Genomic DNA, 25574 nt, shown 5'->3' on the forward strand with positions numbered 1-25574 from the left:
TTTAGGTCTGTCATAGTTTATAACAATTTCAATTCTCTAATTACAACCGCATTTTCTTCTTTTGTTCCTATTGTAAAACGAAGGCAATTTTCACATAAAGGTTGTGTTGTTCTGTTTCTGATAACAATTCCTTTTTCGATTAACTGGTCGTATCTTTTGTTTGCGTCATCTACTTTTGCCAAGATAAAATTGGCTTCTGTTGGATACACTTTCTTAACAAAATTTACTTCAAGCAATACTTTAAGCAACTCTTCTCTTTGCTCAATAATAGAAGCTATTTCTTGTTTAATTTTATCAGAATCTTTTAAACGTTCTTTAGCTCTTTGCTGTGTTAATTCGTTTACGTTATAAGGCGGTTTGATTTTGTTTAAAATTGAAATCACTTCCTCAGAAGCATAACAAATTCCTAAACGGATCCCAGCTAAACCATACGCTTTGGAAAGAGTTTGAGTAATCACTAAATTCGGGTATTCGTCGATTTCTGTCAGCCAGCTTTCTTTATCTGAAAAATCAATATAGGCTTCATCAATTACCACTAAACCATTGAAGTTTTGAAGCAATTTAACTACGCTTTCATCAGTGAAAGAATTTCCTGTTGGATTGTTCGGCGAACACAAAAAGATGATTTTAGTATTTTCATCAACCGCTTCTAGAATCTTTTCAACTTCTGGCTGAAAATCGGTTGAAAGCAAAATTTCTCTATTTTCTACTGCATTGATGTTTGCCAAAACTCCGTACATTCCATATGTAGGCGGAAGCGAAATAATATTGTCTTTGTTAGGTTCGCAGAAAGCTCTAAAAAGCAAATCTAAAACTTCATCACTTCCGTTTCCTAACAAAATCTGACTTTGCTTTACTAAATTATTCTTGGCCAAAATCGCTTTAACCGAATTCTGCTGTGGATCTGGATAACGATTTACACCATTCTGATACGGATTTTCATTGGCATCCAAAAAAATCATTTCTGCTGTATCAAAATCTTCAAACTCATCTCTCGCAGAAGAATAGGGTTTTAACGATTTTACGTTTTCTCTTGTTATTGTGTTTATATCGAATATGTTCATTTGTTGTTGTTTTTTTGGACTATTAGAAACAAGAAACAAGAGAAAAGACTTCTTATCTTACCCACTCAATATCTTTCTTCTTGCTTCTTTTCTCTTTCTTATTCTAAACTCTTTAATCTCAGCGTCACAGCATTCTTATGCGCTTGTAACCCTTCGGCTTCAGCCATTAATTCTATAGCTTTTCCAATGTTTTGAATTCCTTTTTCTGAAATTTTCTGGAATGTCATTGATTTCATAAAACTGTCTAGATTTACACCGCTGTAATTCTTCGCATAACCATTTGTTGGCAATGTGTGATTGGTTCCTGAAGCATAATCTCCAGCACTTTCAGGAGTATAATTCCCTATGAAGACAGAACCTGCATTTACAATTCCGTTGCAATAGAAATCATCATATTCTGAGCAGATTATAAAGTGTTCTGGGCCATATTCATTGATTAAATCTAAAGCGATTTGATCATTTTCGACATAAATCAATTTTGAATTTTCAATTGCTTTTTCTGCAATCGCTTTTCTAGGAAGAACTTCCAATTGTGATTGAACTTCTTTTTCTACTTCTGCAATTAGCTTTTTTGAAGTCGAAACTAAAATTACCTGACTGTCAGTTCCGTGTTCTGCTTGAGATAATAAATCTGAAGCTACAAAAGCTGGAACCGCAGTATCATCAGCAACAATTAACAGTTCTGAAGGCCCTGCAGGCATATCAATTGCAACGCCAAATTGAGTTGCCAATTGTTTCGCAACCGTTACAAATTGATTTCCTGGCCCAAAGATTTTATATACTTTCGGAATTGATTGTGTCCCGAAAGTCATTCCTGCAATAGCTTGGATTCCACCAACTTTTAGAATTTTAGTTACACCGCATAAATTCGCTGCGTATAAAATTGCGGGATTAATTTTTCCTTTTTTATCTGGTGGAGAACACAACACAATTTCTTTACAGCCTGCAATTTCAGCAGGAACAGCCAACATTAAAACAGTCGAAAACAAAGGCGCTGTTCCTCCTGGAATGTATAAGCCTATTTTCTGAATTGGTCTTTTTTCCTGCCAACAGTTTACTCCTTCAATAGTTTCAACAGAAACACGATCTGTTTTTTGAGCGTTGTGGAACTTATAAATATTGTCTTTCGCTAACTCAATTGCCTCTTTGAGTTCAGTTGGAATCAAACTAATCGCTTCTTGAATTTCTTCTTGAGCAACTTCATAATTACCTAAAGAAATTCCGTCAAAGATTGAAGTATATTTAGCAACAGCTTCATCTCCTTTTCTTTGAACTTCTTTGAAGATTTCTTTTACCGTAAGTTCTATATCGTCTACAGTTTTAGTCGGTCTTTTTAATATTTCTGACCAGATTTCTGGTTTTGGATTATCTATTTTATTCATGCCTTTATTTTTTTAACCGCAAAGGGCGCAAGGTTTTATTATTCTCTTTGTCTTGAAAAAACGCTAAGTTCGCAAAGCTGCATCCGCAACTTGGAATTTGGACCCGAGCGATAGCGAATAGGCGAAGCAATTTTCATATTGGAATTTCTATTTTTTATAGTACCATTTTCTCAATTGGACAAACTAAAATTCCTTCTGCTCCTACTTCTTTAAGCTGATCTATTACATCCCAAAAAGTATCTTTGTCGATTACAGAGTGAACACTGCTCCAGCCTTCTTGAGCCAACGGAAGAACCGTTAAACTTCTTAAAACTGGAAGGATTTTTCCAACTGCTTCAATTTTGTCATTTGGAACGTTCATTAGAATATATTTTGAATTTCTAGCTCTTAAAACAGCTTGAATTCTGAATTTTAAAGTATCAATGTGTTTCTGGATTTCCGGAGAAACTTTTGGCGAAACAGCCAGAACTGCTTCACTTTTCAAAATAACTTCAACTTCTTTTAAGTTGTTTTTGAACAAAGTGCTTCCGCTTGAAACAATATCTACAATGGCATCTGCAAGACCAATATTTGGCGCAATTTCTACAGAACCAGAGATTTGGTGAATATCTACAGTCAGACCAAATTTATTAAAATATTCGGTAACTGTATGGGGATAAGAGGTAGCAATACGAAGATTTGCTAAATCTTGTACCGAATTGTATTCGAAGGTTTTAGGGACAGCAACAGAAACCTTGCATTTTGAAAATCCTAATTTCTGAACTACTTCGATTCCTTTTCCTTTCTCTACCAAAAGATTATCGCCAACTATAGCTAAATCTACCACTCCATCGATTAAATATTGAGGAATATCTGAATTTCTTAGATATAAAACTTCAAGAGGAAAATTTGAAGCTTCGGCTTTTAACTGGTCGATTCCGTTGTTGATTGAAATACCGCAGTCCTTTAAGATTTGAATGCTGTCTTCGTTTAAACGTCCAGATTTTTGAATTGCAATTTTTAAAGTACTCATTTTTTTAGTTGTTTGTTGAATTAATAGTTTGAGTACAAAGAGAGCTTGAATTAAAAAACCCGTTTGATGTACTCAAACGGGTTTTAAAATATGATGATTTACATGCATACCATTAACACATCGCTTGAGAGCAATAATGTAAATGATGATGATGTAATTGAATTGAAATCATGATTTGTTTTGTTTTTTACTTCTTTGATTCGGTTGCAAATATACTAGATAAAATAATTAAAAAGCAATTTTTATTTTAACTTAACGATAGTTTATTGTTAAAAATCGTTTTGAAGGGCATTTTAGTTAATGATTTTAAATTACTTTAACGAATTATCATATTCATCAAAAACCAATAAAACTCGCGTGCCTATACCAATTTCGCTTTCAATTTTAAATTTAATTTTAAGCAAATCGGTCATTCGTTTTACAATAAACAAACCAAGCCCAGTTCCTTTTATTTCTGAATGATTTAAAGAATCTGATCTGAAGAAAGGATTCAAAATAGATTCTAAATCTTTTTTTGCGATTCCAATTCCTTGATCTGAAATATTGCAGATAATTTTCTCGTTTTCTCTCGATAAGGAAATTCGAACTTCACTATCGGGTTTTGAGTATTTTATGGCATTTGAGATGATATTTCGAAGAATTGTTACCGCTAAGTAATTATCGGAATAAATATAAAACTCTTCTGAAGCGTCTAAAATCACATTTACTTTTCCTACTTTAATTTTCTCTGTATTTAATTTCAGTACATCTAAAACGACAGCATTTAAATAAACTTTTTCTTTAAGAATATTCTGTTTTTGATTCTCAAATCGAGCCATCATAAGCAGCTGATCAACAAGAGAATTCAAATGGTCTACCTCATTAATACAATAATTAATTTTTTCTTCGTATTCTTTATTGTCACGGGGTTTACGTATAAGCACTTCAAGTGTTCCTTTAATAACAGTTAAAGGTGTTCTCAATTCATGAGAAGCATCAGAAGTGAATTGTTTTTCGCGCTCTATTGCGTCTTCAATTCGATTTAATAAATTATTAATAGTCTTAGAAAGCACAAATAATTCGTCTCTTGTTTTTGGAAGCGGAATACGTGCTTTCAGATTGTCTTTTGTAATAATCTTAGAAGTCTGAATAATATTATTTATCGGCTTTATGCTTCTTCCAGCATAAAATCTTGCTAAGAAAAAAAGAATTAAAAGAATGATTGGAAAAGTAATTAATAAGGTATCCATCAAATTATCCAATACTTTTGAAGAATCTGAAAGTGACATGGCAATAATCAAATATCCAACTTTTTTGGAGTGCACGTGAAGCGGAACTTGGATTTGGCGAATTTTATTGTCCAACAATTGTGCATCAAAAAGCTGAAAATGATCTTTATTCTCATGAAAAACGAGTTTTTCATTTTTTAAGTTCGGAGACTTTTCTATTATTTTTTTATTTAAATCTAAAAACTGGACAAATACAGGATTTACATCAACAGAATTATGCTCTCTTTCTTCCCATTCTTCCGCATCCATAAAAACGACCCTACCTTTTTCAATTTTAATTTCCCTAAGATGATCTTGAACTTCTATGTTTAAATTTTCATCTATATGATTGTAAACAGTCAGTTTTACAATAAAATAAATAGCAGAAAAAACCGCTAAAACCAAAAGTCCAGTTCCTACGATATAATTTAGTGCTATTCTGTCTTTAAAAGATAATGATGTCATTTGTTAATCATTAGCAATATATCCAATGCCTCGGATGGTTTTAATATAGTCTTCCTCGATTTTAAGGTTCAGTTTTTTTCTAATGGCATTCATGAAAACATCAATAACGCCTGTATCGTACTCAAAATTAATTTCCCAGACGTCTCGCAAAATCTGGTTTCTGGTACAGACTTTTCCTTTATGCTGTATTAAATAAGCTAGTAATTCAAATTCGCGTTGGGTCAACGAAATTTCTTCATCTCCTTTCAATACAATATGTCTGGACAAATCCATCGTAATATTTCCGAGATTTAGGGTTTCAGTTTGTTTTTTATTTCTAAAGTGAACTTTAATTCGCTCCACCAATTCTTCAAAACTAAAAGGCTTTTTGATATAATCGTTTGCGCCAGCTTTCAGCCCTTCAATAGTTTCTTGGACTGTGTCTTTTGCAGTTAAAAAAATAATTGGAGTAAAATGATCTTTAACTCTAATAGCTTTGCACAAATCTAGGCCGTTTATTTTTGGCAACATCCAATCTAAAAGAATCAAATCAAATTTTTGTTCCTGAACCAGTTCAAAACCTTTAGAACCATCAGCAGCTGTAGTAATTTGATACCCTTCTTCTTGCAAACCTTGTTTTAGAAATTGAACAATTCCTACTTCGTCTTCAACTATTAAAATATGCATTTATCGTATCTGATTAAATTTGAATTTCATTTTATCAATTCAAAGATAGATAATTTAGCTCTCAGAAATAATCCTTATCATTAATAAAAAAGGCAATCAACTTCTTAAGCAAACATTAAGTCAATGTTAAGTAAGGTAAAAGTGGAACTTAATCTGGCGTTAATCATTCGAAATTAATTTTGTAAAAAAATAAGTCCGATGAATTTTTACAAAAAACTTTCGCCTTTCTATTACCTTGCTCTACTATATTTTATTGTAAGTTTTACGCTTAGAATGGTATTGCTTTTTCATCCCATTACACAAAGTTCTTTTACTTTTGCAGAGAGTGTAAAAATATTCTCACTTGGCTTACTATCAGATACTTTTGTGTTCGTATTAGCTTCAGGCTTTTTGTGGCTTTATCTTATTTTTATTTCGAACTCTAAATATAACAAGCCTTACGGTTATATTATACTAGCAGGCTTTATAGGATTTCTAATCTATGTAGCCTCTGGAAAAAGCATTTTTGACGAATACGGTGGCGCTTTGCCAAAAATCGTTTTGATTTTTGTTTCTTTAAAAACACTTTTGTTTTCGCTTTTCCTTTTCCTTCCAAAATACAGAGATAAAATCAGATTTTGGCTTTTTGCTTTTGTGATTTTTCTATATGTTTTATTGATTCTTCAAAATGCAATCAGCGAATTTTTCTTCTGGAACGAATTTGGAGTAAAATACAATTTCATTGCTGTTAACTATCTCATTTACACTAATGAAGTTATCGGAAACATTATGCAGTCGTATCCTGTAATCCCGATATTTTCTGCTTTGTTCATTGTTACAGCAATTATCACTTATTTTATTATCAAGAAATCAAGAAATTATATAGATGAGATTCCGAGTTTTAATGAAAAAATAAAAATTACATCGCTTTATGCTGTTTTATTTATTGCTTCATTGTTGGCTGTTCCTGGATTAGCCAAAACTGAAAACTCTAAAAATGTCTTTGTTAATGAACTGCAATCAAATGGAATCTACAAATTCTATTTGGCTTTTCAGAACAACAAATTGGATTATTTTAAATTCTACAAAACAATTCCGAACGAAAAGGCATTTGCTTTGTTAAAACAGGATTTACCTGCTATTTCTGGTAAAAATACATTATACGAAATAAAAGACGATTCTCTTGAACAGCATAAAAATGTGGTATTAATTACTATTGAAAGCTTAAGCGCCGATTTTATGAAAATGTATGGAAACGAACAAAATATTACGCCATTTTTAGACAGTCTTGCACAAAAAAGTTTACTCTTTACAAATGTGTATGCAGCAGGAAACCGCACAGTTCGTGGACTTGAAGCTGTAACTTTATGCCTTCCTCCTACAGCTGGCGAAAGTGTGGTTAAAAGAGAAGACAACAAAAACAAGTTCTCGACTGGATCTGTATTCCTTAAAAAAGGGTATAATGTGAAATTCATGTACGGTGGAGATGCTTTTTTTGACAATATGCAGGATTTTTATACTGGAAACGGCTATCAAATTATTGACAAATCGAGTTTTGCTGAAAATGAAGTTACTTTTTCGAACGTGTGGGGAGTTTGCGATGAAGACATGTATAACAAAGCAATCAAAGTTATGAATGCTGAGGCTAAACAAAATAAGCCTTTCTTCAATCATATCATGACTGTTAGCAACCATAGACCTTTTACTTATCCAAACAATAAAATTGACATTCCCGGAAATATCAAATCACGAGACGGAGGCGTGAAATATACTGATTACGCACTTAAACAATTCTTTAAACAGGCAGAAAAACAGCCTTGGTTTAAAAATACTGTTTTTGTAATTGTAGCCGATCACTGTGCTTCTAGTGCAGGAAAAACAGAACTTCCGTTGGATAAATACAGAATTCCAGCTCTAATATACTCTTCAGATATAAAACCTGAAAAATACACCAAATTAATGTCGCAGATTGATCTCATGCCAACATTATTTGGACTTTTAAATTTTGACTACGAAAGCAAATTCTTTGGCCGTGATGTATTTAAACCAGATTATCAGCCTAGAGCTTTTATAGCAACTTATCAAGATCTTGGTTTAATAAAAGATAATGTTTTGACAATTTTATCTCCAAAGCAACAGATAAAACAGTTTCAATTGAAACTTAACGAAAGGGCCGGAATCTCTCCAGAATTTCAAATCCATTATGATGAAATTCCGCTGAAAACTGAAAACAAGAACTTGGTCGACGAAACTATTTCTTACTATCAATCAGCTTCATATGTTTTAAAAGAGAAAGAATATCAGTTTAAAGATTTAGCCGATAAGCATAAAAAATTATATGCAAACATTCATCATTAAAAAGAAAAACAAAAGCCTCAAAAACGTAAAGAATTTGAGGCTTTTGCTTATAGTTTCAGCTTAACTTGAAACATGAAACTTTAAAACTTGAAACAAAAATTAGTCGTTCTGATTTTTCATTCCAAATAAATTTCCTTTCTGGTATAATTTTAAATCATCCTGCAAAAATTGGTAGTTTCTTTGAGTAACAGCTGGCGAATCCAAATCGCTCAAATCTGGTTTTCCTGCATTTACCCAAGCAGTATACCAAAAACTTGCCGTTGCAGAAATTGCTTTTCTCATTTGACTTTCAACCATTCCGTTTAATTCTGCATGCAATTTCCCAGCATATTCATCAGAAAACTTAGAAGTATTGTATTTTGTTTTAGCAATTTTACCATCAGCATCCATTTCAAAAACTTTGTTTTCAGGAGTTGCAGTTCTTAGCTTTTTATCAATGTCCAATAAAGGCTGTGCAAAACTGTGAGTATCATTGATCATATCCCAAATGGCTTTATGAACATCGGCATAATACTGAGCTTCTGGAACATTTAATTTGTAATTCTTAACAAATAATTCTGGCAATCTACTTTCCCAAAGCGAATGAATTCCTTTTTGATCAGTCAATTGTCCATCGTGGTTTTTAGAAGTATGCAAAGGCATGTGTGCATCACCAATGTAATGACCTAAATCTGCTGCAAGAAATAAAATTTCAGCTCTATTTTTTTCTTTAAAAGCCTTTGTCAATTTTGCCATCATATCTTCAATATACCAAGGCAGAATTCCATTATCGCTCAAAAATTTAGCATCGTACTTTTGTTTTGCTTCTTCTAATGTTTGTGGATATGTGTCAGCAGATCCAAAGTTTTCCATATCGAAATAGTGCCTTGGGCCCTCTTCTTTATAATTTAAAGCATACTTACGGATATCTGGAACCGAAGCTTCTTGTGTAATAAAATCAATGTGGTTGTAAAAAAAGATCTGTAATTGTTTTGGTAAAGCCATTACAGCTGCTTTGTTAATACGCTCATGGCCAACATTTCCCCATGACAGCATAATAAACCCAATAACTAAAGCTCCGAAAGCTATTAATTTTGGTCTCATTTGGATTTTCTTCATTTGTTTTTTTATTAGAGGGAGCAAATTTAGCTTTAATTAAAGAATACGCAAAAAATACTGTAATTAAGATTTCCTAAATTTAGATTTTTGAGATTTTCCACTCCAAAAGCAACAGAAGTTTATATTAACAATAGTTTTCTTTATATATTTGTTTTTATAATTAATATACTTTTATGCGCCAGATTATCTTAAATCTCTTCTTGCTTACCTCCTCCTTCTGCTTGGCACAAGAAACTGACATTCAACTAAAAAATATCAGCGACACTATATTAAACCCAAAAAGGATTCTTAAAGTTTCTGAACCGCTTGATGGCATAAAAACAATGCAAAAGCTATTTCCTGGCAATCCCTATCATTTTGCCGATAAAAATAATTTTATTAGCTGGAAATGTAAAGCATGCAAACCAGCTCCTTTTTTGGACGTAAATGGTGTCGAAGGCGACCAATTATTTCCATATACCGAAGGTGTTGCAACAAGACTTTTAGCAAATATTGATTATAAAGATTCAAAAGGAAATCAATTTAAAATACTAGCTTTTAATCACTCTGTCCATGATGAAAACGGATTGCAGACTGGGCGTTTTTCTGGAGGATTGCTAGGTTTGGCAAAATTTGCAAAAAATGGCAATTTGTGGGAAATGCGATCTTTCCAGCCAGCAGTTGCTGCATTTGGAGCTTTTGCGCAATGCCCAACTCCAAAATTGATTGAAATTGGGGAGGATCAGTTTGCTTTTACATTGCTGCATGTTAATGGTGGCGCAGGCGGCCCTTTTGAAGGATGGCTATACTTGGTTGCTGGTTTTGACGGAAAATATCAGCCGATAATGGAAGTCGACAATTATCAACTTACAAACGTCCAAAGTATACAGTGGTCTGGAACATATACAGTTATGAATGATAATGCAAAAAAGCATTTTAGAGATATTATTGTCAAAACAACAGGCACGTTTAATAAAGCTTTAAAAGCTCAAGACGAATTCGAAACAAATGTTCCTGAAGAAATTGCAGTAATGGCTAAAACGAAAAAGTCATTTAATTTTGAGATTGAAAGACGTTATGCTTTCAAAGGAAAATTCTACAAAATGATTGACAAACCAATTGTAAAATTCTCCAATGTAAAATAATAGTTGAAAAACTTTGAGAATAGTTTTACCGCAAGGAACGCAAAGTTTTTTGCTTAAAATTTTGAATAAAACGCAAAGTTCGCAAAGCTTTGTTCAAAAAACTTTGCGAACTTTGCGTAACTCCTTGCGCTCTTTGCCGTTAAAAAAACACTAGCCCAAATAAAGAATTGACAACAAAGCTAAAACGGCTATAAAAATCCAAAGAAAAATTCCTTGAAGCAAAGGCTTTACTCCTACTGTTTTTAAAGTGGCAAAATTTAAAGTTGCTCCAATCAAAAACAAAGTTATGGTTAAACCAATTTTGGCAATCCCAACGAGATGACCAGTAAAAAAGGCTGTTGACGGAGCGTAAGTATTTACTAGCATCGCCACAACAAACAAACCGATAAAATAAGGTATTTTGATTTTTGAGTTCTTACTTTTAAAAAGAAAAGCAGTCAAAATTGAAATTGGAATAATCCATAAAGCTCTTGCTAATTTTACTGTTGTAGCAACTTGTAAGGCTTCTGCGCCATATTTATTTGCCGCTCCGACTACCGAACTTGTGTCATGAATGGCAATGGCGCACCATAAACCAAAATCTTTTTGCGATAAATCCAATTGATGTCCGATAAATGGAAAAATAAACAAGGCAATTGAATTGAGTATAAAAATAACACCCAAAGCAATTGAAGTTTGATTTTCGTTTGACTTGATTACTGGCGAAATTGCCGCGATAGCGCTTCCTCCGCAGATTGCTGTTCCACAAGAAATCAAATTAGAAGTTTTTTTCTCTGTTTTAAGCCATTTTCCTAACAGAAACCCGAAGAGTAAAGTACTAAAAATTGAAAAAACAGTTAAAACAAATCCTTCTTTTCCCGCAGAAACTGCATTATTGGCATTCATTCCGAATCCTAAACCAACCACAGAAAACTGCAATAAAAATGTAATGGCTTTATGATTGAATTCTACAAATGGATTTCCGAAAAGATTCACAATCAAAACACCTAACAAAAGTGCAATTGGCGGGGAAATAATTGAAAATAAACATAAAAGAATTACAGCGAGAAATAAAACTTGCTGCAATGACTGATTAATTTCAAATAATTGTGCTGTGCTTTGTTCTTTTGTTTTCAAAATAAATGGGTATTGATATTATGTCGCAAAGTTCTACCGTTTATATTAAAAACACCAATCGCAAATTACAATAGGCTATAACTTCAGGTTATAATGATTTGCTAAATTTTGAATAAATAATTCTGACAAAGCGTCTGATTTTCCTTGTAAAGTGGCAATATAAAAATATCTTTCTATTGACAACTTTTCTACATCTAAAACAATTAATTCTTTGTTTTTCAATTCCTTATTTACAGCATGAATAGACATAAAGGCAAAACAATCTGAATTTAATAAATACGATTTTATACTTTCTGTGCTCCCAAGCTGCATTTCGATTTGTAAATCTGAAAATTTTAAACCTGCTTTTTTCAAAGCAAATTCTATAACTTCAAGTGTTCCAGATCCACGCTCTCGAGTTATGAATTTCATTGATTTTAAATCATTTACTGAAATTTCGTTTTGTTTCGCTAAAGGATTATTGCTCTTGCAGACCAAAACCAATTCGTCTTTTAAAAACGGAATGTATTTTATGGATTGATTTTTTGATTGCCCTTCTACAATTCCAATTTCGATTTCTTTATTGATTAAAGCTGTTTCGATTTGTTCTGTATTTCCATTCAGCAGATTGACTTTTATGTCTTTTTGTTTCTGATGAAAACTAGCTAAAACTGGAGAGATAATATATTGCGAAATGGTTGTGCTTGCTCCTAGCCTAAGTAAACCCTGGCGTTCTGCATTAAACGAACTCATTTCAAAATCTATTTCGCGATAAATATCAAAAATACTTTTAGTATACTTTAGAAGTATTTTTCCCGCTGGGGTTAAAGCGATTTTAGAACCGTTTCGCTCGAAAAGTTTGGTTTTATAAGTTTCTTCTAATTCTTGAATATGCTTAGAAACGGCCGGCTGAGTAATATACAATTCTGTTGCCGCTTTAGTAAAATTAAGGCGGAGCGCAACTGTGTAGAAAACTTTTAGCCTGAAGTCCATTTTTATTTATTTAATATTTCCCAATCGCTTCAACAGCTGTTTCTGAAAATTTTAAAATTTCTGTCGTAATTGGATATCCCGAGTTATTATATTCATCAAGAACAACAGAACCTAGACGTTGAGAAAAATATTCAAAATCTTCTTCGGCAAAAATGTAACAAAAATCATTTACAGGAATTACAGCATAAAAAGGAAAACCAATATTATTTTCAACTAGATCTCTTATTTTTGAAGAAAAAAGACAAGAACTTTTAAGCGATACTTCTTCAAGATTAATCATTCCAAGTTTATGATTATCTATATCTTCAAATTCTATCTTTACTTTCTCCAATAAAATTCCTAAATTTAAATCGGCTTGTTTTTCTAATTCTGTAACGTCTATTTTCCAATCTGATAAATCGTCATTAGTTATAAACGAAAAACCATTATTAAGGTTTAATGCAAAGACTTTACTAAATTCATTAGTAATCTTTTCATTTATAATATTTTCAAATTCAAAGTCATTTGGAACAAATTGTAAATATATTTTGTCTTTTACTTGTTCCCAATCTTCAATTTTAAATGAATGTTGCACAATTACTTCTACTAAATCAGCAATATGTCTTTCATCAAAATCTCTTTCATAATTTCGTCTAACATTCTCTAAACTAACTTTCAGATCAGTTTCTCCGATATTGACATAAATAAATCCATCTGCATCAATTGACTCAATACTTAATCCGATTTTTTCAAGTTGCTTTTTAAATTTATTAAAAACAACATCTTCTTTCTGATTATTATTTGCGGAAAAGTTAGTCATATTATAAAATTATTTTAATTTAAAAAACTATAAAAGTCCATTATACTTCCTAACAAACCATTCTGTAGTCAGTAAAGCAACAATTAAAATTAACAACCAAACCCAGTCGATAATTGGAGTTTTACTTGAAACATTTTTCTCGATCGATTTGTATTCTTTGTTTTCCAAAAGTGTATTTATCAATTGATCGGCTTGATCTTCGAAGAAAGCTTTTCCGCCGGTCTGTTGCGCTAATTGCTGTAATTTTTGAACATCTGGATTTACGAATTGTTTTTCGATATCAAAATCTAAAATTTCAAAATGGCCTGCGTACGACGTATTTGAGTTTAATTCTTTTACTGTAAAATTATATTTTCCAGCTGGAAGTCCTTCCAAATTAGCTGAGAAAGAATTACTTCCTTTTAGTAAATCGTAATTTTTGGTTTGCTTGGTTGCTGCATTTACAACACTAATTGTAAGTCGCGCTTTTTCATCAAACTCGTAATTTTTATTGAAATACTGTGCATTGATGATAATTTCTTCTCCAGAATTATAAAAGCTTTCATGTGTTACTACCAAAGATTTTTTTGAAGCCGATGACGCTAGATATTGAACGATTTTATCAATAAAAACGTCATATTTTTCAAAAGACTGGTTGTCAACATGGCTTTGCAAACGCCATTTCCAGCTATTTTCTCCTAAAAGAAAAGCAGTTCTTTTGCCTTGGTTTTCGGCGAAAGCCAATAATGGAGCATTTGTAGAAACGTTTCTTATTTTTGATGAAAGCAAAACAGACACATTTCCATTTGTACTTATATTCCCAAACGGATTCTGTAAAGGCGGGAAATTTTCAAAACCAATATCATCAATTGCAAACAGATTAAAATCTGAATGGAATTCGTTAAGGAAATCTTCTCGCTGATTGCTCATTTTAAAAATCAGATTGTTTTGCTGCTGATTTAAAAAATTGAAATCGGTATTGTTTCCTGTTATAATAAAAGTGTTTGTGCCTTTTAATTTATTATTGTCAAATATCGGTTTGAAAGCCGTTGTTGGCTGGTATAAAACCAAAACAGAAACATCCTGTAAGTCGTTAATATGATTTGGCTTAACTAATATTACTTTACGCTGTGCATTAACTTCTATCGAGCGTTTTAAAGATGCAATATCTGGATGATTAATTGCTGAAACAATAGCAATTGTCGACTTTTGGTCGATAATTTCAACTGCAAAATTTTTGATATTGTTGTAGCTGTTTTTTTCTTTTGCCGAAGATTGAATACTCGCTTTATAAATCTGTAATCCTACTTTATCTGCAGGCAACAATAAATTTAAAGAAGCTGTTTTTTTAGAAGGCGAAAACGAAAGCTTTTCTTTTGCCACAACGGTATTTCCCTGCGAAATAGTAAATTCTGCATTGGCAGTTTTGGTGCCAGCATATTGCAGAAAAACTTCTACAGGAAATTTATTTTTATGAAACGCGTATTTATTTACGTTCAATTGATTGATTTTTAAATCAAAAAAAGTGGTTGTATCTCCCACAACCAAAGGATAAACTTTATTTACAGGATCGAATCTATACACATAGTCGTTTCCTGTAGTTTGATTTCCGTCAGTAATAATTACTGTCGGGAAAATCAGATTTTTGTTGATGCTTTTTAAATTCTTTGCTGCTTCGTCTAAATTGGTTTGATTTCCCTTAAAATCAAATTTATCTGAAGTTTTAAAATCGTTGTCAAACTGATAAGACTGAATTTCGAATTTTTCTTTTAACGCAGGATTTGAAACCAGTTTTTGATATAATTCTACCGCTTTTTTATCTGATTTTAAAGCTGCGATTGAGCTTGAGTTATCAACTACAATCGCCAAAGGCGTTTTAGTAATCTCTAAAGAATTTTTAGAAATTATCGGATTGATCAATAAAACTAATAATCCGAAAATGGCTAGAAAACGTAAAAAAGCCAAAAGTATAATCACGTTGGATTTACTTTTGGCTTTGAAAAAATATTGAAAGTACGATAAACCACCAGCAATTACTAAAGAAAGCAATAATAAAAGAATCGTGTTTGTCGTCATATTTATTTTAAGTTTATGGTTTTTAGCTTAAAGTTTATGGTTGTGAACTATAAACAACAAACCATCAACAATCAACTTATTAGGTAAGCATTCCTCCGCAAACGTTAAGAACTTGTCCTGTTACGTAAGCACTCATATCAGAAGCTAAGAAAAGGCAAGCATTTGCTACGTCTTCTGGAGTTCCTCCGCGTTTCAATGGAATACCTTCTCTCCATCCTTTTACTACATCTTCACTTAATTTTGCAGTCATTTCAGTTTCGATAAAACCTGGCGCAATTGCATTGCAACGAATGTTACGAGAACCTAATTCTAATGCTACCGATTTAGTAAATCCGATTGCACCAGCTTTAGAAGCTGCATAGTTGGTTTGACCTGCGTTTCCAGAAACTCCAACAACAGAACTAATGTTGATGATAGATCCAGCTCTTTGTTTTAAGAAAGTTTTCTGAATCGCTTTTGTCATATTGAAAACCGATTTCAAGTTTACATCAATTACTTGGTCAAAATCTGCCTCAGACATACGCATTAAAAGGTTGTCTTTTGTAATTCCAGCATTATTGATTAAGATATCTACAGTTCCAAAATCTGCTAAAACAGCGTCAACAAAAGTTTGAGCTTCGTTAAAATCTGCTGCATTAGATTGGTATCCTTTTGCTTTAACGCCTAAACTATTTAATTCTGCTTCCAAAGCCTCTGCAGATGCTGCAGATGAGCTGTATGTAAAAGCAACGTTTGCTCCATGTTTAGCAAAAACTTCAGCAATTCCTTTTCCAATTCCACGGCTTGCACCAGTAATAATTGCAACTTTTCCTTCTAGTAATTTCATATTAAGGTATTCGTTTTTATTTTTTGAATTACAAATATAGATTATTTGGGCGTTTAATAAAATTTGTAATACAAAATTTGGCTTAAGAATTTTCGATGTCAACAAAACAAAAAAAACAGCTCACAAAATGAGCTGTTTTCCCCCAAAATAAAAAAACAAAACTAAAAAAGTTTAAATGTGATTTTGTTTCGTAATAAAAAATATAACAATCATGACTACCGCCATAATTAGCATTCTGAAAATCGAAGGTTTAAATTCTTTTGTTTCCTCAACTTTATCTTTTTTCCATTGTTTGATAAGATTCCAAATCATGATTGGAAAAATTACGATTATGGAGATATACAAATAATATCTAACGTATTCGTAGTAATATTGATTTATAAGTAAGAGAATAGATCCCCATAAGAAAATCGCAATAGTCGCTGGTGTCAATATTTTTTTTATCATAATATTCATTAATAAAAGTTAGATTGTTTTAATGCAGAAATTATCTTTGGTAAAAGAGCAACTCAATTTGAGTTGCTCTTTTTAAAATAAAAACCATTCAAAATTATTTAACTAACTATTGGAATGCGTAAGTAGTGATTCTAAAACTGCTTGATGCGCCAGCAAAGGTATATATTGTATTACTGTAAGTTATTCTGAAGCTTTCTTTTGTAACATACAAACCTTTTGGATCCATTAATTTATCATCAAGATTTTTCACCAATGGATCTGCAGCAATAACTGCAGTTCCGTTATGCCATAATGAATGTTTTAAAATAATAGTTTTATTTACAGCATCTTCTGTAACGGTTGCTCTGTGGTATACAGTTGCTTTTCCTCCTGTGAAACTGTACATGATATCAACTGTACGATTATTGTAAAAAGTAAACTGTACTCTATTTACCTTTGCAGCTGACGCATTGTTAATTTCATTTAATAAATAATTGCACAACTGAGAATTTGTTGGAGCATTTGCTAGATTCGCAGCAATATAACCATAAGCAGTAGAAGGAGCTCCAGCCGCTGGTAATGTTACTTTGTAATCATCTGTAAGTCTAGGTGGTGCATTTGTGTATTTAATGGTTGCTTTTACACCATCTTTACCAGTAGCAACAAAAGCATTGGTGGCGCTATCATAAACATAATCGGTAAGTTTCTGACCTTTCACTTCTAATGGAAGTTTTGAATAAGCTCCTAAAGGATTAAATGAGAGTGCAAGATCATAACTTGTATTAACACCAGATTCTAAAGAATAACCTGTACCAAAACGAGCACTAGGATTATAGCTAAAATCATAATTTTTAGTTGTCGTACCATCATTTATTTCTAATATTCTAAATAATGGACTATTCATGTCGCCTGTTATAGCCTTGATAATTGGAACATTACCTGGCAAATCGGCCCAATCTTTTGGTGTGGCTTTTACGAAACGAAGAAAATGGCTATTTCTATTAGTTCTGAAAATAATGTCACCATTTTTTTGTCCATAGTAGTAAAACTGAAAATCTCCTAAATACCCTTTTGCAAGAAGTGCTGCCGTAGGATAATTGCTTGCATCAGATAAAAGGTGTATTCTATTTTGTGTCGTAAAAACTAAGCTTACTGTACTTCCCACCTGAATATCATACTGACTTTGATAGGTTTTTGTATCAATTGAACCATCCTTACCTGTAAAATCTGATGCCATATTTACTTTTCCATCTGGCAAAAATTTAAATAAATGTGTCCATCCTCCTAATTGTGTACTATCAGTATAATAAACAGCTTTCCAGCCATCTGCAGACGAAAGCAGCAAATCGTTTAATTCTTTTTGACGTCCGCTTAATCGATCTGTAGCATTTTGATCAAATTTCGCATCTACCTCTGGACTTGAGCATGATCCCAAAAGCAAAGCTGCAAAAGCGACCATTAAGCACTTATATATATATTTTACTTTCATAATATTGATTTTTATAAAAAATTTATGTCCTTAATTGTTTATTACAGCATCTGTATTTTTTTGAGCTTCGTCTCTTAATGTGTAAAAGTCTATATTGAAAGAATCTTTATAATATTTAACTACCAAAGCTTCTTTCGCCTTAATATTAGCTTTCGCATTTGCATCTGTAATACTTGCTAAAATGGCATCATACTCTGCCTTTGAACTAGTTAAGATTGTAGCTGCAGTTTCTGCGAAATCTTCATATATATTTAATCTCGCATAACTTGTAATGAAACCTAATGATCTAGAAGTCGCGATTGGCTCTACATACCAACTTGTAGTATATCCAGATGGTGTCAGCTTAGCCCAAGCTTGCTCGTCAAAAGGTTTAGTCTGGTTTAAAATATGTACATACTCATGCTGAATAGTATGAATAAATTGCGTTATACTAGCTCTGCTCTTTCTATTAAGATTATCCACTTGGAAAAGAGATACTCTTTGACCGGCTTCTGCAAGACCTAGTGTCACAGTCCCATTTGTATTTAGGTTTACCCCTCCAACTAGTACAAATTCTCTCGGGGCAATCTTTTTAACAAAATCTGCTCCTCCAATAGTAGTGTAACTATCAATCCATATTTTCTTTACAACTTCCATGGCTGGCTGTACTTTGTCGACCATGGGCGGATATAGGTATCTATTGTTGTCTACCAAATTCTGGTTCCATTCATAATACACATTGATATTAAAAGGATTTAAGAAATTTGTACCAATCCAATTATCTAGTTCTGTTTTTGCCGGTGTAGTAAAATCTAACTGGCTTTCTTTTGGCTGATCTTCGTGTGCGCATGAAGCAAGTAACAAGGCACCTGCAATTACTACTGTTTTATATGTTTTGAATATCTTCATAATACTTTCTAATTAAAAATTTACCTAGGATTTTTTTCAATACCATTATCTGAAGCTCTAAGCGGTATTTGCAGCGCTCTTCTTTTGTCATCTTTTACTAAGACGTTATTTTTTACCACTTTTCCATATTCAAGAGTATTATGTGTCACAACAAGGTTAAAACGCTTAACGTCAAACCATCTTAACCCTTCGCGGATGAAATCTCTTCTTCTTGCTTCGGCAATTGCTTTGATATAAGACTTTTGAAGATCTGTAAGTGCATAAAATGGCGTAAATTCATCTGCAACAGGAGGATATTTCGCTGTAACAACCGTTTCGTTCAAAATATCTGTTGTTGCATTGTATCCTGAAGTTCTAGTTCCTAAAAAATATCCTAATTCTGTATTAGCTTCAGCTATTCTGTTTTTCATCACCAATGCTTCAATGCGGTTCAAATACATTTCATCATTACTAAATAGTACAGTAGCTGTGTAAGGTACACCTACACCTGATGTTAAATTTGTGTATTTAAAATATTCATAAAGCTTTGGAACAAATACATTAGTACCTCCAAAATACTGGCCATTTGCTCTAATTAAATTAGGTTTTGCCCACATATTGGTTTGTGTTCCAAATATTTCATCAGATCTGTTTCCAGGAAGCGCAAATCTATATGCAGCCGATCTGTTAGCAATTGAGTTTGGATAAGCCACCAATAAATTAGTTTCTTGTTCAACTCTTGAATACTCAATTGGCATTTGAGCAAAAGCTACAGCATTAAAAGCTGTATAATTTCTAATTTTTGTCGGTTTAGAACCAAGTCCTTCAGAATACTCTAATACCTTATCCCAATCTCCTTTTATTAAATAGAAACGACATGCAAATGCTTTAGCGGCATCTATGTTAAAATGGTATTTAGGTTCTTTATACTCATTAGTAACATATTTCATCCCTTCATTGATATCCTGCTCAATAAAGTCAAATACTTCTTTTACTGTATTACGTTTGTATTTTACCAATAATTCTGTTTCAGGTTTAGTGATATAAGGAACTCCTAAATCTGTTGCTGCTGTCGCAGGATTGTAACGGTTTGCCCATAGTGAAACCAGCATAAAGTGATTGTATGCTCGCGCTATTAAAGCTTCTCCTTTTTGAGGATTCAAGCTAGCCTTACCGCCAAGTTTTTCAATTGCATCTAAAGCTTGATTTGCTGCTGCAATTGCTTCGTAAGATGCCATCCAAAATGCATTTTCACTATCATTCCCGATTTGAGTGTGCATTTCCCAATTGTAGCTCTCCTCATTAATTATGCTGACAGATTGTAGTGATTCAGTATCAAAAACATTATCTGACATTACCTCCGCAATTGGAAAGTATGATCTGTCTGGATAAGCGGTAACTAACAATTCTGATATTTTTTCTGGAGTATCTATCTGTGTTCTATTATCTGGCACCTCTGAAAGAAAATCATCACAACTGCTAATAGTAACCAGTAATAATAATGACAGTGCTATTTTTATATTTTTCATAATCAATTTAGTATTAGAATGAAATATTAATTGCAAAAGTATATTGTGACGTAATAGGGAAAGCTACCCCTCCTGTGTTACGGAATTCAGGATCTTGTCCGTTCAATTTTTTATCTGAATAAATCAGCCAAGGGTTAACTGCCGAAGCTTTCAAGTTGAAAGTTGTTAATCCTAATTTTCTCTTATAATCACTTGGGAATTCCCAACCTAAAGAGATGTTTTTTAAACGTACGAAATCACCGCTTGCAATTCTAACATCAGAGAAATTATAAGTATTATAAGCAATCTGTAAGTCATTTGCACCATAATTTCTATTCAATAATTTATCTGCAATAACAGGAACGTTAGTGTAGTTTTCGTCTCCTGGATTAATCCATCTGTTTGCAAAGTCTTTTGTGAAAACCGTCTGATCATTATAAGTATTGCTATATACAGGGTTTAATCTTACTTTGTTTCCTCCTGATCCAACAATAAACACGTATAACGACAAGTTTTTATAAGTAAATGTATTAGCAAAACCGATAGATTTATTAGGCTCTACAGATCCTTCATACTTCAAATACTTTGTCACATCATTTGTATCTTGGAAATTAGCTTCTGTAATATTGTTTTCTGCACCATCTTGCAAAATAAAAGTTGGAAGCCCTTCATTATTTAAACCTGTAAATTGGTAAGAATATAATGAGTTTCTTGGATGTCCTACAGTATTCCCTCCATTTGTAGCAATCAAATCAAACACAGCCGGTTTGTTAGCTAATTTTGTGATTTTTTGATCATAAATAGAGAAGTTTACTGTAGAAGACCATTTAAAATCTTTTGAAACAATGTTTTGAGTAGTAAAACCAATTTCAAGACCTTTAGTTTCCATATCTGCATTATTACCTTGCTTAACAGATTGTCCTCCTACTCCCGATGTAATTACGTAATCAATCAAATCGAATGCTTTACGGCTGTAAACATCTGTTGTAAATTGTACTCGGTTTCTAAACATTCCAAGATCCACACCAATATTTGTTTCATATTGTTTCTCCCATGTCAAATCCTTATTCTGTAAATCTTCTATACGGATTGCATTCTCTCTATCTCCAACCGCAAAACGATCGGTAATAAAACTTTTATAAATTGCTAGTGAGTTTGTTGCTGGTCCAGCAGTAGCAGTTAAACCATAAGATGCTCTAAGTGCCAATGTATTTACTGATTCAACATCTTTCATAAAGCTTTCCTCTTTGATGTTCCACTTACCGCTCACAGTATAAGTTGGCAACCATCTAGAAGAACCTGTATCTCCTTGTCTGTTTGATCCATCATAACGACCTGTAACAGAAGCTGTATAACGACGATCGTAAGTATATCCAACCTTACCAAAGAAACCTACAGTACGCTCTCTTTCTGCCCCAAAATCATAATAAGAGTTTCCTTCATTTACTAATTTTTCAATCAATTTAGGATCGATAAAAGCAGTAAGTCCTTTTTCGAACTGGATACCAGCAGCTGTAAAATTGTCATTATTTCTATCTACAGATCTAAACTCTGTACCGAAGAATCCTTCTAATTCGTGTTTTTCGTTAAATGTATTTCTATATGTAATACTATTTCTAACATTGTAAGAAGTCATGTCGTTTGTATACTTTCTCAAAAATCCTCCATTTGGTAATACAGAAACCTTTGGTGCAGTCAAATCATTCGGATTTTGATACAAAAACACGTTGTCTTTTTGAATTTGAGTATTTAAAGTTTCACCAACTCCTGCATTATATGCCCCAACTACGTTTGAATTTTCGTAGATTTTATGCTCTCTTGAAGTATTAGCATAACGAGCAGATGCAGTAAGGTTGTAGGTTAAATTTTTATTGATTTTATAATCTAAATCAGTTTGAAAACGAATATCATTTACTTTAATATCTAAAGTATTATTTTCTAATTCGTTAAGAATATTCATTGGTGCCCAGTTATTTTGATAATATTCCAAATTACCATTTTCATCGTAAGGTCTTAGCGTTCTACTTGTGCTCAATACGTAATTGAATGGGTTAATATCAAAATCTCTAGTTACCTTACCAAATACAACATCATTTTTACTTTCATAAGTACCTGGTGCTTCTTGGTCACGAACTGAACCTAAAGTTGATAAAGTAATATTTAACTTGTCATTGATATAAAATGTACCTTTAATATTAGCCGATAATTGTTTTACATTATCTGCAACAGTCCATCCTGGATCTGTATAATATCCTAGAGAAGCATAAAAAGTATTATTTTTTCCTCCACCTGAAAAGCTTAAAGAGTGATTTTGAGTAATTGACGGTCTAAATAAAACTTTGAACCAATCTGTATTTGCCAATTCATATTTTTTCAAAAATTGGTTAATATATGGCTGTTCGTTTCTAACTCCAAACTGCCCGTTAGAACTATCATATAAATTAATCTGTTTTGCCAAAATACCGTAAACACCACTAAATCTTGATGTTAAAGAAGAACTTTGATCCAAATATCCTTTTGTTCTCATTTCTTGAAAAACACTCATAGATTCTTGAGAGTTTAAGATATCAAATTGAGTATAACTTGGCACAGTTCTCACCGTATTTTCTACAGAATAGTTTATTTTTAAAGGAGAATCTCTGCGACCTTGTTTTGTAGTAACGACAACAACTCCGTTTAACGATCTTGAACCATAAATTGAAGTAGCAGAAGCATCTTTAAGAATTTCAATACTTTGAATGTCATTTGCATTTAAACCAGCAACTGCAGAACTTAATAACGTAGCAGAGTTTCCAGATGCTAAATCTGCAAATGTTACATTAATAATATCCTCTTGAACCACACCATCAATAACCCATAATGGTTTTGTATCTCCAAAGATAGAAGAAGATCCACGAACCGTTATTTTTGGAGTAGCACCAAAAGATCCTGTAACGTTTTGTACTGTAACCCCTGCCGCTTTTCCTTCAATCATTCTACTAACATCTACAACACCATCCACTTTTAACTCAGCTCCAGAAATTTTACTGATTGCTCCAGTAAATGTTCTTTTTGAGGTTTTTTCATATCCAGTTGTAACGACAACTTCTTTAAGATTTTGTCCTGCTTCTGTTAAAACTACGGTTGGTGTAGGATTGCTAATTCCTATTTCTTTTGTCTCCATACCAACATAAGAAATAACCAAACGGTCTACGTTTGCAGGCATTTCAATAGAGAAATTTCCATCAAAATCTGTTAATACAGCAGTTTTTGTTCCTTTTGCTAAAACAGTGGCTCCAGGAAGAGGCGATCCGCTTTGATCTGTCACTTTTCCTTTGATGATTGGTCCGAAAGCCAAAATTTCAAACAAAGAATCATGATTATTTGAATTTGAAAAAGAAACAGCACTTTTTTGAAGCACAATCTGATTACTCACTTCAGAAAAAGTAATATTAAAAGGAACCAATATTCTGCTCAAAATACTAGAGAGAGTTTCTTGGTTTGCTTCAATACTTACCTTCTCTCCAAGCTGAGGAAGTCTTGAGTTATAGGAAAATTTTACATGAGCAGACTTTTCGATTTTCGATAAAGCATTGTCTAAAGTTAGGTTATCAACTGTAATAGTTACTTTAGTATCTAATTTTTTCTGCCCATTTACATTATTTGCGAGAGTAACGCTCGAAAACACAAGCGCTAACACAAACTGAAACAGCGTTATTTTCATGATTTGGTGAAGTAATCGTTGCTTGACAACAGGTTTTTTCATAATTTTGGTTTGTTTTGATTAATACTATTCGAGTGTATTTTAAGAAACATCATAAATTACCCTTTACAGAGAAGTAATTTATTCAGATTTAAGTGTCGATAATGTTACAGCATTCTCGGCACTTTTTTTATGTATTAGTTTTTTACATAGGCACTTACAAATTATTTTTTAGTTTTTTAATTAGTTTAATTTTGGATTTTCTTTTTTTTATTTTAATTGAATTGAGAATTCTAGTTACAGCCAGAAGTCGTAATTACAATCTGATTTCCATTCATTTCATAATTAGTATCGTTACCAATACTTTTACAAATTATTTTTAGCTTTTCCGCCAGTGGCTGATCGCTTAATGAAGTAGTTAATCGGCAATCTTTCAATTTGTCGTGAGGAAAATCTATATCTACCAAATAAGCCTGTTCAATGGTTTCAAGAATTTGCGCTACAGGTATATCTGTAAATTCGAAGCTTAATTGCTCTATATTTCCAACACTGCTAACTAAAATCGGATCCTGCGTAATATTTGTTATTTTGTTAAATAGCAATTCTTTACGAACAAAACGCAATGCTTGATTAGGAAGAAGAACAATTTCCTCGTTTTCAACATTATGAACTAAATTGTTGGATTTTACCTTAACTTTACCGGTGCGAACAAGAACTTCGACATTTTGCTGATCTGGATAAGCCTTTATTCTAAAGCTAGTACCAACAACACGAGTTACGATCTCGTTAGCGTAAACAAAAAAAGGCTTTTTAGGATTTTTACTAATTTCAAAGAAACCTTCGCCGGATAAATACACCTTTCTTTCGTTTCCGGTAAAGATTTTAGGGTAACTTAATTTACTATTGGGCTGTAATAAGACCGAACTTCCATCAGACAAAGTAATTATCTGCGATTTTTCAGTATTGTTGGTTTGTTCTACTAAACCTTCATTATTGTCCTGAATAAGTTCGTTATAAGTAACTACGTTATCAGTAGTTGTTATGTTAGTTTTAAAAAACCATACAGAAAATATACCAACCAAAATAGCGGCAGCAACACCACTAATCCAGTATCTTTGTATTTTTAGCTTCTTAATTTTTGAAGTTTCTTGAGAAAGTTCTTCTCTCTGTTCAATTTTACGCCAAGTTTGCTGCAAGGCTTCATGAACTTCATTTGAAGAAAGATTAGACTCTGGAACTCGCATTGCCAACAACACAAGTCTCGCGTCTTCGACAAGCTTAGCTCTCTGAAGATTTTCTAAAGTCCATTCTTCCCAGCCTTGTTCATCAACTTTTGATAAAATCCATAGTTGAAAAGATTCATCAGCTAAGAAGTCTTCTATTTCGATATAATTGTTACGTTTTTGCATCTTACTATTAAGGTTACAAAA

The 25574-nt window shown here is 32.6% G+C and carries 18 protein-coding genes; 2 read left to right on the forward strand and 16 right to left on the reverse strand.

The genetic code is table 11. The features are described from left to right. Window positions 1-17 precede the first annotated feature (17 nt). The 5 genes from hisC to BLP44_RS08735 all read right to left on the reverse strand — a co-directional run bounded on the left by hisC (window position 18) and on the right by BLP44_RS08735 (window position 5836). Window positions 18-1064 (reverse strand): histidinol-phosphate transaminase, encoded by a 1047-nt coding sequence (hisC, locus tag BLP44_RS08715; RefSeq protein ID WP_091131773.1) that lies wholly within the window; start codon window positions 1062-1064, stop codon window positions 18-20. Between the two features lie 98 nt (window positions 1065-1162). Beyond that, the gene (gene hisD / locus BLP44_RS08720; protein WP_091131776.1) at window positions 1163-2446 is read right to left on the reverse strand and encodes a histidinol dehydrogenase; all 1284 of its coding nucleotides are present in this window, start codon (window positions 2444-2446) and stop codon (window positions 1163-1165) included. Between the two features lie 154 nt (window positions 2447-2600). Then, window positions 2601-3458, reverse strand: coding sequence for an ATP phosphoribosyltransferase (gene hisG, locus BLP44_RS08725; protein ID WP_091131779.1), 858 nt, complete (start codon window positions 3456-3458; stop codon window positions 2601-2603). Window positions 3459-3769: 311 nt separating this feature from the next. Then, window positions 3770-5170, reverse strand: a complete 1401-nt coding sequence (locus BLP44_RS08730) for a sensor histidine kinase (protein WP_066034658.1) — start codon at window positions 5168-5170, stop codon at window positions 3770-3772. Window positions 5171-5173: 3 nt separating this feature from the next. After that, on the reverse strand, window positions 5174-5836 hold the full coding sequence (locus tag BLP44_RS08735) for a response regulator transcription factor (protein WP_091131781.1): 663 nt from the start codon (window positions 5834-5836) through the stop codon (window positions 5174-5176). 198 nt (window positions 5837-6034) lie between these two features. Between BLP44_RS08735 and BLP44_RS08740 the strand changes: the two genes are divergently transcribed. Then, entirely contained in the window at window positions 6035-8173 is a 2139-nt protein-coding gene (locus tag BLP44_RS08740; protein ID WP_091131785.1) for an LTA synthase family protein, read from the forward strand. 99 nt (window positions 8174-8272) lie between these two features. On the opposite strand, the gene BLP44_RS08745 is transcribed toward BLP44_RS08740, so the two are convergent. Next, window positions 8273-9271, reverse strand: a complete 999-nt coding sequence (locus tag BLP44_RS08745) for a zinc dependent phospholipase C family protein (protein ID WP_008464073.1) — start codon at window positions 9269-9271, stop codon at window positions 8273-8275. 323 nt (window positions 9272-9594) lie between these two features. On the opposite strand from BLP44_RS08745, the gene BLP44_RS08750 reads away from it, so the two are divergent. Beyond that, on the forward strand, window positions 9595-10395 hold the full coding sequence (locus BLP44_RS08750; RefSeq protein ID WP_244511708.1) for a hypothetical protein: 801 nt from the start codon (window positions 9595-9597) through the stop codon (window positions 10393-10395). Window positions 10396-10545: 150 nt separating this feature from the next. Here the strand turns inward: BLP44_RS08750 and BLP44_RS08755 are convergent, their stop codons facing one another. The 10 genes from BLP44_RS08755 to BLP44_RS08805 all read right to left on the reverse strand — a co-directional run bounded on the left by BLP44_RS08755 (window position 10546) and on the right by BLP44_RS08805 (window position 25553). Beyond that, window positions 10546-11511, reverse strand: coding sequence for a YeiH family protein (locus tag BLP44_RS08755; protein ID WP_091131791.1), 966 nt, complete (start codon window positions 11509-11511; stop codon window positions 10546-10548). 75 nt (window positions 11512-11586) lie between these two features. Beyond that, entirely contained in the window at window positions 11587-12483 is an 897-nt protein-coding gene (locus tag BLP44_RS08760; protein WP_091131794.1) for a LysR family transcriptional regulator, read from the reverse strand. Between the two features lie 10 nt (window positions 12484-12493). Beyond that, window positions 12494-13282, reverse strand: coding sequence for a hypothetical protein (locus BLP44_RS08765; RefSeq protein ID WP_091131798.1), 789 nt, complete (start codon window positions 13280-13282; stop codon window positions 12494-12496). A 27-nt stretch (window positions 13283-13309) separates the two neighbouring features. Beyond that, the gene (locus BLP44_RS08770) at window positions 13310-15337 is read right to left on the reverse strand and encodes a hypothetical protein (protein ID WP_091131801.1); all 2028 of its coding nucleotides are present in this window, start codon (window positions 15335-15337) and stop codon (window positions 13310-13312) included. A 79-nt stretch (window positions 15338-15416) separates the two neighbouring features. Next, the gene (gene fabG / locus BLP44_RS08775; RefSeq protein ID WP_008464066.1) at window positions 15417-16163 is read right to left on the reverse strand and encodes a 3-oxoacyl-[acyl-carrier-protein] reductase; all 747 of its coding nucleotides are present in this window, start codon (window positions 16161-16163) and stop codon (window positions 15417-15419) included. A gap of 562 nt (window positions 16164-16725) precedes the next feature. Continuing rightward, complete coding sequence (locus BLP44_RS08785; protein ID WP_091131807.1) at window positions 16726-18087, reverse strand: DUF4302 domain-containing protein; 1362 nt, start codon at window positions 18085-18087, stop codon at window positions 16726-16728. Between the two features lie 30 nt (window positions 18088-18117). After that, window positions 18118-18975 carry a zinc-binding metallopeptidase gene (locus tag BLP44_RS08790; RefSeq protein ID WP_066034667.1) on the reverse strand — a complete coding sequence of 286 codons (858 nt, stop codon included), beginning with the start codon at window positions 18973-18975 and terminating at the stop codon, window positions 18118-18120. A 20-nt stretch (window positions 18976-18995) separates the two neighbouring features. After that, entirely contained in the window at window positions 18996-20483 is a 1488-nt protein-coding gene (locus tag BLP44_RS08795; RefSeq protein ID WP_066034668.1) for a RagB/SusD family nutrient uptake outer membrane protein, read from the reverse strand. 13 nt (window positions 20484-20496) lie between these two features. Further along, complete coding sequence (locus tag BLP44_RS08800) at window positions 20497-24207, reverse strand: SusC/RagA family TonB-linked outer membrane protein (RefSeq protein WP_091131810.1); 3711 nt, start codon at window positions 24205-24207, stop codon at window positions 20497-20499. A gap of 230 nt (window positions 24208-24437) precedes the next feature. Further along, window positions 24438-25553: a FecR family protein gene (locus BLP44_RS08805; RefSeq protein WP_091131814.1), complete on the reverse strand. Its 1116-nt coding sequence runs from the start codon at window positions 25551-25553 to the stop codon at window positions 24438-24440. Window positions 25554-25574 lie beyond the last annotated feature (21 nt).

Source organism: Flavobacterium anhuiense, from assembly GCF_900101855.1.
GTDB classification, from domain to species: Bacteria; Bacteroidota; Bacteroidia; order Flavobacteriales; family Flavobacteriaceae; genus Flavobacterium; species Flavobacterium anhuiense.